This is a genomic window from Rhodococcus sp. HM1, assembly GCF_023218075.1.
Taxonomy (GTDB): domain Bacteria; phylum Actinomycetota; class Actinomycetes; order Mycobacteriales; family Mycobacteriaceae; genus Rhodococcus.
This window is the reverse complement of sequence record NZ_JALPTB010000002.1, coordinates 68932-78406: the sequence shown is the minus strand read 5'-3', so window position 1 is coordinate 78406 and position 9475 is coordinate 68932. Positions and strand designations below refer to the sequence as shown.

Annotated in this window: 7 protein-coding genes and 4 pseudogenes; 4 read left to right on the top strand and 7 right to left on the bottom strand. The window is 64.1% G+C overall.

All coding sequences use genetic code 11. From position 1 onward, the window contains the following. Window positions 1-98 precede the first annotated feature (98 nt). Together istA and M1M07_RS01460 are read left to right on the top strand one after the other, a co-directional pair. Window positions 99-1649 carry an IS21 family transposase gene (istA, locus tag M1M07_RS01465; RefSeq protein ID WP_248673077.1) on the top strand — a complete coding sequence of 517 codons (1551 nt, stop codon included), beginning with the start codon at window positions 99-101 and terminating at the stop codon, window positions 1647-1649. A gap of 47 nt (window positions 1650-1696) precedes the next feature. Beyond that, window positions 1697-2227: pseudogene (locus M1M07_RS01460) on the top strand (ATP-binding protein); the annotation flags it as partial. 53 nt (window positions 2228-2280) lie between these two features. On the opposite strand, the pseudogene M1M07_RS01455 reads toward M1M07_RS01460, so the two are convergent. Next, a pseudogene (locus M1M07_RS01455) lies at window positions 2281-3491 on the bottom strand (IS3 family transposase). Between the two features lie 6 nt (window positions 3492-3497). Here M1M07_RS01455 and M1M07_RS01450 point away from each other — a divergent pair. Both M1M07_RS01450 and M1M07_RS01445 read left to right on the top strand, forming a co-directional pair. After that, window positions 3498-3773 carry an ATP-binding protein gene (locus M1M07_RS01450; protein ID WP_308200759.1) on the top strand — a complete coding sequence of 92 codons (276 nt, stop codon included), beginning with the start codon at window positions 3498-3500 and terminating at the stop codon, window positions 3771-3773. Window positions 3774-3855: 82 nt separating this feature from the next. Further along, window positions 3856-4389: pseudogene (locus M1M07_RS01445) on the top strand (VOC family protein); the annotation flags it as partial. Window positions 4390-4394: 5 nt separating this feature from the next. Here M1M07_RS01445 and M1M07_RS01440 read toward each other — a convergent pair. From M1M07_RS01440 to M1M07_RS33170, 6 genes and pseudogenes are all read right to left on the bottom strand, one after another. Further along, window positions 4395-5573 (bottom strand): helix-turn-helix domain-containing protein, encoded by a 1179-nt coding sequence (locus M1M07_RS01440; protein WP_248673076.1) that lies wholly within the window; start codon window positions 5571-5573, stop codon window positions 4395-4397. A 135-nt stretch (window positions 5574-5708) separates the two neighbouring features. Further along, a pseudogene (locus M1M07_RS01435) lies at window positions 5709-7087 on the bottom strand (ABC transporter substrate-binding protein). Window positions 7088-7330: 243 nt separating this feature from the next. Continuing rightward, window positions 7331-7597 (bottom strand): hypothetical protein, encoded by a 267-nt coding sequence (locus M1M07_RS01430; protein ID WP_248673075.1) that lies wholly within the window; start codon window positions 7595-7597, stop codon window positions 7331-7333. Between the two features lie 63 nt (window positions 7598-7660). Continuing rightward, window positions 7661-8755 (bottom strand): ISAs1 family transposase, encoded by a 1095-nt coding sequence (locus M1M07_RS01425; RefSeq protein ID WP_248673074.1) that lies wholly within the window; start codon window positions 8753-8755, stop codon window positions 7661-7663. Between the two features lie 150 nt (window positions 8756-8905). Next, on the bottom strand, window positions 8906-9199 hold the full coding sequence (locus M1M07_RS32650) for a hypothetical protein (RefSeq protein WP_308200758.1): 294 nt from the start codon (window positions 9197-9199) through the stop codon (window positions 8906-8908). Next, window positions 9166-9447 carry an LLM class flavin-dependent oxidoreductase gene (locus M1M07_RS33170; RefSeq protein ID WP_368862554.1) on the bottom strand — a complete coding sequence of 94 codons (282 nt, stop codon included), beginning with the start codon at window positions 9445-9447 and terminating at the stop codon, window positions 9166-9168. Before M1M07_RS33170 ends, M1M07_RS32650 begins: the two co-directional genes overlap by 34 nt. Window positions 9448-9475: the final 28 nt, after the last annotated feature.

Below are 9475 nucleotides of genomic sequence, written 5' to 3'. Positions count from 1 at the left end.
TGTCGGCCGGGGTGTGGGTGCTGCTGCAGGTTCGCTTCTTCTCGAGGTCCACCGAGGGCCTGGGAAGGAGCCCGACGGTGGCAAGGAGAACGTGGACGATGACCGATCTGATGGAGTTGTTCCGGCATTGGCATGCCGGCCGCTCCCAGGTGCAGATCTCGACAGCCCTGGGACTCGACCGCAAGACCATCCGGAAGTACCTGGCCCCGGCGCTGGCGGCCGGGTTGAGCCCGGGCGAGGGCAACAAGTTCGACGAGAATCTCTGGCGCGAGTTGATCGCGGCCTGGTTCCCGGAAGTGGTGGACCCGACGGCGCGGGCGGTGACCTGGCCGGCGATCGCCGCCCATCACAGGTGGATCGAAGGGCAACTCGACGAGTCGGTGACCGTGGCGACCATTGCCCAACGCCTACGCGACGACCACCACGTCGCCGTGTCCGAATCGACCGTGCGTCGGTATATCGCAACGCAATTCGCCGACCGGGTCGCGGCGTCGAAGGCCACGATGCCCCGCGGACCGGTCCCGCCGGGCGACGAGGGGCAGGTCGACTACGGCAAGCTGGGGATGTGGCGCGATCCGGCGACGGACCGGCGGGTGGCGGTGTGGGCGTTCGCGATGATCCTGGCGTGTTCGCGGATGCTGTTCGTGCAGCCCGTGCTGCGGATGGATCAAACCTCATGGTGCGCCTCGCATGTGGCCGCGTTCGAGTTCTTCGGTGGCGCTCCTGCACGGATGGTGTGCGACAACCTCAAAACCGGGGTCGACCGCCCAGATCTCTACGATCCGCAGATCAACCGGGCCTATGCCGAACTCGCCGGGTTCTATCAGGTGCTCATCGATCCGGCCCGGGCCGGCAAACCCAAGGACAAACCCCGGATCGAGCGGCCGATGCCCTATATCCGGGACTCGTTCTTCCGGGGCCGTGAGTTCACCTCGCTGGCGCAGATGCAGGCCGCCGCGCTGACATGGTGCACCGACGTCTACGGCCGGCACCAGCATCGCGGCCTCGACGGTGCGCACCCGGCGGTGGTGTTCGATGCCGTCGAGAAGCACGCCTTGACGCCGTTGCCGCCGCGGCCGTTCGAGCCGGTGGTCTACTCCACCGGCAAGCTCGCCCCGGACTGCCACGTCAAGGCCGGCAAAGCGTTGTATTCGGCGCCGTGGCGGCTGATCGGCCGGCAACTGCTGGTGCGCACCAGCGGCGATGTGGTGCAGATCTTCCACGACGAGCAGGTCGTGGCCACCCATGTGCGCCGACTGTCGGGGCGGGCGACGAATCCCGAGCACTACCCGCCGGCGAAGACCGCGTTCACGTTGCAGACCGTGGTGTGGTGCCGGGCCCAGGCCGAGCAGATCGGGCCCGGTGCGGTCGCGATCGTCGACGAGTTGTCACAGGTCAACGCGATCCACCGGCTGCGGTCGATCCAGGGCATCGTCCGGTTGCGGTCGCGTTACGACGATGCCCGGGTCGATGCGGCCTGCGCCCGCGCCCTCGAGGTCGGTGATCCGCGTTATCGCACCGTCAAGGGCATCCTCGCCGCCGGCACCGAACACGACGAGTGCGACGAGCACGACACCGCCGATGCCAGTGTCACCGTCCCGGCGTTGCTGCGCGGACCCGAAGCGTTCGATACCGAACGCTCCGCGTGAGATCTGTTGATCGACTGCCTCTTTCCCTTCTTCAGGAGACTCCTGTCATGACCATTCATGATCCCAGTCTGCGTGCTGCGCTGAAAACCTTGAAGCTGACCGGCATGCTCGACACGCTCGACGCTCGGCTGGCGCAAACCCGCGACGGGCAGCTCGGGCACCTCGAGTTCCTGCAGGTGCTCTGCGAGGACGAGATCGCCCGCCGGGAAACCGCCGCCCTGGCCCGGCGGGTGCGCCGGGCCAAGTTCGAGCAGCAGGCCACCTTCGAGGACTTCGATTTCACCGCCAACCCGAAACTCCCGGCCGCGATGCTGCGGGACCTCGCTGCACTGCGGTGGCTCGACGCCGGCGAGTCGGTGATCCTCTACGGCCCCGTCGGTGTCGGGAAAACCCATGTGGCACAAACACTTGGGCATCATGTGGCCCGCCGGGGTGGGGATGTGCGGTTCGTCAAGTGTTCCCGGATGCTCGCCGACCTGGCCGGTGGACACGCCGATCGCACCATCGGCCAACGCATGCGTGAATACGCCCGGCCGGCGGTGTTGATCATCGACGACTTCGCGATGCGCGAGCACACCACCACCCAGTCCGATGATCACTGAGGTTGCCCCTCGAGAGTGGACACCGGATTTCATGCGGCGAGTGCGAGCGTAGCCGATGCGGTCAATCGTCGTTCGAACTCGATCGGTGCCAGATAACCCAACGAGGAATGACGCCGCCGCCGGTTGTAGTACGACAACCACCCGAACAACTCCAGACGCGTCCGCGCCTTCGACATCGCGGCACGACCATGCAGCCATTCACGCTTCAAACCCTGAAAGAACGACTCCGCCAAAGCATTGTCGTAACTTGACCCCACACGACCCCGACTCATTCGAATCCCATGCGCGGCACAGAATGTCGCGAATTCCGCCGAAGTGTACTGCGCTCCGCGATCGCTGTGAAAAATCACGCCGTCCACACTGCCACCGCGAGTGACGACAGCCATCGCGAGCGCGTCGGTGACCAACTCGGTACGCATGTGCTCGGCGATGGACCACCCCACCACCCGACGTGAACAGATGTCGATCACCGTCGCCAGATACAACCACGACGACCCCACCGGAATGTACGTAATGTCGCCGCACCACCGGGTGTCGAGCTCGTCGGCGGTGAAATCGCGACCGATCAGATCAGGTACCGCCGACGCCTGCGGATCGGGGATCGTGGTGCGCCGGCCACGCCGCAGATGCCGACCGACGATGCGGTGGCCACGCATCAACCGCGTGACCTTTTTGCGGTTGATGCACACCCCGAGTTCCCGCAGTTCGGCGTGGATGCGAGGTGCACCGTAGGCACCGCGATGCTCGGTGTGGATCCGGCGGATCTGTGCGACGGTCGCAGCCTCCTGCTTGGCATGCTCGGCACGAGCATCGGCGGTGGCCAGGTGCCGGTAATAGCCGGACCGGGAGGTACCGAGGACCCGACACAGCCGCTGCACGCCGAACTCGTCGCGGTGGGTGGAGATGAAGTCCCAGCGGCAGGTCTTCACTTCATCTCCTGCGCGAAATAGGCGGCTGCCCGGCGCAGGATCTCACGTTCGAGCTGCCATTCCTTCTCCGAGCTGCGCAGCCGGGCGTTCTCTGCCCGCAAGCGCGCCAACTCATCGGCTGCAGTCTCGCCGCCAACGGCCGCTGAGCCCTGGTCCGAGGCGTTGTCCTTGCGGACCCAGGTCCGCAAGGTCTCGCCGCTGATGCCCAGGTCCGAGGCCACCGCCGCGTAGGTGCGGGTGCCGCCACCGGCGCGATACAACGCAACCGCGTCCCGGCGGAACTCTTCCGTGTACTGAGACTGACGTCCCATGTGAACATCCCTCCTGGTTCTTCTGCGAACCATTGTCAGGGTGTCCACTCCGAGGGGGCAGCCTCACTCTACGATCTGGTCTCCGATCGGGCGATCGCCGGGAAGCCGTTGATTTTGACGAGCAACAGGGCCCCGAAGGACTGGTACCCGCTGTTCCCGAATCCGGTCGTGGCCGAGTCTCTGCTCGATCGGTTGATCAACACCAGTCACCAGGTCCTGATGGACGGTCCGTCCTACCGGCCCCGCAAGCGCCCCGGCCGCATTCCCGATGGCACCGCCTGACCCCAACCCGACCGCCGGGTTACGCTCACTCCAGCACGCCCGGACATGGGGAATTCCTTGACGGATACCCCTGGGGAATTACGTGACCGTCGACACATCCGGCGGGGACATCCTCACGGGAAGCCGAGCATCACTGACGTTGTACGTGCAAGATGTGGATTCTGCAGCCGAATGGTATTCGGCCGTCTTCGGGTGTGATCCCATATACCGAGGGACGGACCGCAGCCTCGAAGGAGCTGCCACGACTGTCGTTGCGTTCCGGCTGGCCGGACTGAAGGTCTTCCTCAGTCCCGCCAAGCGTCCGTCCGAGTCTCAGGGAGCAGCACGCCCGACACATTCGACATTGGTCTTCATGACCACGCGTGAACTGAAGCACGTACATGATGAATTAGCTTCCCGCGGAGCCATTTTCGACAACGCCGAACATGTCGACGATTTCCCCGCCAACAAGGACGGGATACGTGTCGGACGAGATGCCGACTTCTTTTGGTTCTATGACCCCGTGGGCAATCGGATGGAATTCTGTCGTGTCCACAGCGATAGGATCGACATCCTCAGCCTGATGTGTATGCACCCCGCGAAGATCGGTGGACACAGCTTCTTCGCCAGTTCCCTGGCTGTCTACGAAACCGTCAAGAAGGAACAGCCCGAGTATCTCGAGATCCTCGAACGCGGTTCCCCACAGTGGCGAAATGGCGAACAGACGCCAGGCGACGAGGAGATCACGCCGTACTGCGAGGCGGTGACGATGTCGATCACCTCGCCGCCGAGCCTGCGGGTGACGTGCACCTGCGCTGCCGCCAGTTCCGGGGGCACCGAGTAGCGGTTGCCGCGGTAGGCCACCAACGCTTGCCGGGAGACGGTCCGCGGTTCGCTGATGACCACCGGATACGGATTGGCTGGCATCGGTGCCAGGGGTTCGCGGGCGGCGACGGTCAGCACCGAGGCTTTGCCGTCGGCGGTGGCGCGCATCCGGGCATCGGCGCGCAGGGTGCAGAACTTGTCCACGCTCGCCTGTGCCTGCTCGGCGGTCAACTCGTCGGCCACGGACCTCCACCACCGCTGTGCTGCAGTGTGATTGGCCTTCTCGACAACGCCTTTGCGGTTCCCGGACCGTGGCGGGCAGATCGCCGGCACGACACCGTAGTACTTGGCGACGCCGGCGAAGGAGGCGGTGACCTTGCCGCTGTCCGGGTGGCAGACCGTGGCCATCCGATCGAACCGCCAAGTGCGGGTCAGGCCGCCGAGTTTGCGGCAGATCCGGTCCAGGCCGTCGATCAGATGCGGCTGGGTCATTGCCGGGGCGAGCACCCCACGCCACCGGCCGGAGTGCGCGAGCGAGCCGACGAGCAGGTAGGCGGTCTTGCCCCATCCCCAGGCCTCGGGTGGGTTCGGTAGTTCGACCCAGTCCCATTGGGTTTCCTCGCCGGGTGGGTGCTCGATGACCGCGTTCGGCCGGTCGGTCGCGCAGGCGCAGGACTCGCAGACGGGCCGGAGCTTTCGTTGTCGGATCTGGCGGGTCAGCGTCTGGTACGAGGCCGTGTAGCCGAGGTCCTCGAGTTCGTCGCACAAGGTCCGCGCCCACAGGTGCGGATCCTCGCGCAGGCGGGCCGTCACATAGGCGACGAACGGCTCGAACGGGTCCTCACCAGCGGGTTTGCGGACGCCGGGGGTGGTGGTGCCGTTCAGGTAGTTGCGGATGGTGCGCCGGTTTCTGCCGGTGTGCCGGGCGATCGCCGCGATCGTCCAGCCTCGTTTGTGCAGTGCGTGGATCTCCACGTCTTCCTCCCATGTCAACATGAGAAAGCGGGTCTCCTTCGAGTAGCCGGTGCGTGGTCAGAGACCACCAGCATCGGAGGAGACCCGCCCTCATCGGCGGAGCCACACGGGTGAGCACTTTCGGTGAGCAGGACTGAGCAGATTCAATGAGCGCCATCAATAGCCAGCGCACGTTTGTCGAATGGGGCCCCATGTGGTGATGTAGTCCATCCGATCATCGAAGTGCATCACGCGATCGCTCATTACGCTGCCAAAGTTCACCCATAGAATCGGCGCGGACCATGCTTGTTCGACCACGTACCGGTTCACCGCTTGATACCGAAGGTTGCGGTCCTCTGCTGTGAGACGGTTGTCGATTGCCCTTGCCAACAACTGATCGAACTCAGGTGTGGTTCCGCCCGGGTTCATGGCTGCGCCCCAGCGGAATTCGGACCTGACACCGAACTCGACGCCGGTCGACGGCGTATGCAGCATGCCGGCACTTTCACCCTTTCGCCACCGAGTGAGCGCCTCCACAGCATCGATGAACATAAGATTGAAGCCGATACCCACAGTCTCGAGTTGCTGCTGCATCGCTTCACCGACCGCCTTGGGGGTAGTAACCGGCATCAGAACGTCGCCGAGGTCGACCCCGTCGGCGTATCCGGCCTCGGCAAGCAGAGCCGTAGCTTTGGCTGGATCATAGGCGTACACCCCTTCGAGCCGTGGATCGTAGCCGGGTAGACCGTCACGCTGGTGCTGGTACTTGGGCGTCGAGCCTGGAAACACTGCCTGAGAAATGGTTGTACGGTCGTAAGCGTAGTTGACTGCTTGCGGACCTGGAGGGACTCGAGTGCGCCGTGTTTCGGATTCAGAAATAGATCGAGCGCCATCCCACTCGGTTCCCGGACTATCTTGATACCGCGTCGCCCTTCGACCGAGGCCAGCCGGTCTGGCCACAGCGAGATCAGGTCCACAGTACCTCCGATAACGCCGTTGATCTGAGCTTGGTAATCGGAGAATGTCCGGTGCTCGATGCGCGCCAGTCGCGCTGCCTCAGGATCCCAATAGTTGTCACGGTCACGGACCAGAATGAGAGATTCGCCCGGTTCGAAACTCTCGAGTGCGTAAGCACCCGAACCGTTGGTCTCGACCCCGGGATCGCCGTGAAGGATCAGGTCCGGGTGCATAATAAGTCCCGCCATCTGAGCAAGCTTGTATGGAACGAATGGCGTGGGAGTGGACAGCGCTAGCGCAAGACGATACGAGCCGAGAACAGCTACATCGCTGACCTGACTCATCTCTCGTTCTGTGACGGGACTGTCGAGGGTTCGGGCACGATCGAGGTTTAGCTTCACTACCTCTGCGTCGAGTGCTCGACCGTCACGGAACGTAACATCGTCCCGCAATGTCAGGAATAGGGTCGATCCATCGCTACTGTAGGAATGCTCGCGCACGAGTCGCCCGTGGACCTGGCCTCGAGCGTCGACGGTGAAGAGGCGGTCGTAGACCGAAGGGAGACCGTAGCGAAACCAGACGGCTTCGCTGGTGGCCATGTGCGGATCCAGGTTCGCGGGTCCGACAGCCCAGGCGAACCGCAAGGTACCATCAGGGTCGACGGTGAGGTCGGTTCCGGCGCCGCCAACCGAGGTTCCTTGACCACAGGCGGTGGAAACCAAAGCTGCGCCGGCCAGCACGCTGCCGAAAAGAAAGTCCCTGCGTTTCATATTGTCTCCTGTGCGATCGAGGCCTTTGGAATACGATGCCGAAAAGTGAAGCGCGCGAACGATTCACGCAGGTCAGTCGCGAAGGGCTCGCAACAACGGTTCGTAGACGGCGTTGTCCGACGGTTTCGCAGAAGGCCAGTTGTCGGTACGCACGATGAGGTTGCATCCATCGTTGATCCACTTGGATCGCCAGCGTGCGACGATTCGAGGAAGCGGGCCGACCAGCCAGCATTCGTCGATGTATTCGTCCGGGATAGCAGCTTCGGCCTCAGCGATGAAACCGGCCTGGTAAAGCTCGACGACCCGATCTGCGACTTCGGAATAACCGCGCCAGCACATCAGGTCGTGGAGACCGCCCTTACCGCCATAGCCAGGGCCCCGGCAAAGTCGCATAGCTGCATGTCAGGCGGCATGAAGTAGATCGATCGGCCGGTGTGGGTCACGGCTGTGGTGCCGTAATCCCACGGCGATGCTGGTGTGGCCGGCCAGTCGCAGGATGCTGATGGCAGTGTTTCGGATGGCAGCCATGACCTGTGGGCCGGTGCCGGTGCGGATGGTGGAGCGGTCCTCGTCGAAGGTGACGTCCCGGACCCAGTGGAGCCGGTTCTCGATGCCCCAATGTCCACGGATCCAGGTCGCGATCTGCGTCGGAGCTGCGGCAGTCATGGGCATCGAGGTGATCAGGTAGACGATCTCGACGCTCTTGCGGCCGTTCCGGGTGACGGTGCGGCGGACCTGCAACACCTGCGTCGCGTGCGGGAATCCAAGTCCGGCACCGACTTCGGTGGCCTTGACCGTGCGACGTTCGAGTCGCCCGTGACCAGCTCCTGCGATCGACGAGGAGACCGGAATTTCATTCCAGGGCAACGCTTTCAACAGGTTCCGTAGAGCACGCTGGTTGTTCTTCACCGTGAACACGTAATGCCCGCCGCGGCCCACGATGTACTCGGCGGTCGCTCGCTGACAGTGCAAGGCATCCGCGGTGACCACCACATCGGTGAGGTCCAGCATGCCGAGCAGGTCGGTGATCAGCGGGATCTCGTTGGTCTTCGCGCCGACCTCGACCTGCCCGAGCACGACTCCGCTGCCGTGGTCGAGCGCCGCGAGCAGATGGGTGAGATGTCCGGCAGTGTCCTTCGCCCCGCGCAGGGTTTTGCCGTCGACGGCGATCACCCGGCGGCCGTCGACCACCCGGGTCCGCAACCATGCCCACACGCCGATGACCTGGTCCAACACGGCTGCATCGACACGTCCGAGTGTGCGGCGGATCGTCGACTCAGATGGCACCGGGGCGGCCACCCCGAGTCTCCCGAGGGCTTCGGCCGGCGCGTCGGCCCATTCGGCGATCGCGGTGAACGATCTCGCACCGGCGCACACCGCAGCCAGTGTCACGGCCAGGATTGCGGTGAGCCGGTGCCGGACCCCGCGCCGGGCTCGTGGATCGGGTACCTGACCGAGTACCTCGAGGATCCCGGTGTCGGACACTCGGGTGGGCATGGGAGAAGATGGGACTGCGGGCACGACTCGTTCCTGGTTGTGGTGCTGGTGTAGGAACTTGAATCATCGCCGAGACGGTCGTGCCCGCCCTGATCTGCGCCCCTCGATCCGGCGTCATCCCACCCGAAACCGCAGCTCATCGCGCATCACTCACGACTTTGCCGGGGCCCTGCCGCCATAGCCCCCGACGTAGCGGGCGGCATATTCCTTGAATTCGGCGAACCCGCCCTTGATATCGTCGGTCACCAGGACATCGACGTGGGCCCAGATCGGAACGTTCTCGATTGTCATCGGAGTTTTCCGTTTGGCGAATCCTTTTTCGAGCATGGGTCGGTAGACGTCCATCACTCCTGGTGCCCAACTCCCGTTCGTGAGCAGACCGTCGGCGATATCTGCGGCGTGCGTGAGCATCAGTTCGGTACCACCGCCGAACAGGATGGGAATGCCGGGATCGGTTTCAAGGAGGGGCCTGCTCGGGGGTACTTCGGCTCTTCACCGGGTGCTCGGTACGGGATCGCGATGGCTCTGCCTTCGTGTTCGACCGATTCACCGTGAAACGCTTTCCGCATGATGGCCACGTAGTCGCGCATACGCCAGTACGGTGCATCCCACGGGCGCCCATGCCAGCCTTCGGTCTGGATGGGATTGGAGTTTCCGAGGCCTGCGATGATCTCTCGATCCGGCCCGGCCATGGGAACCGTTGCAGCAGCACTCGATGGA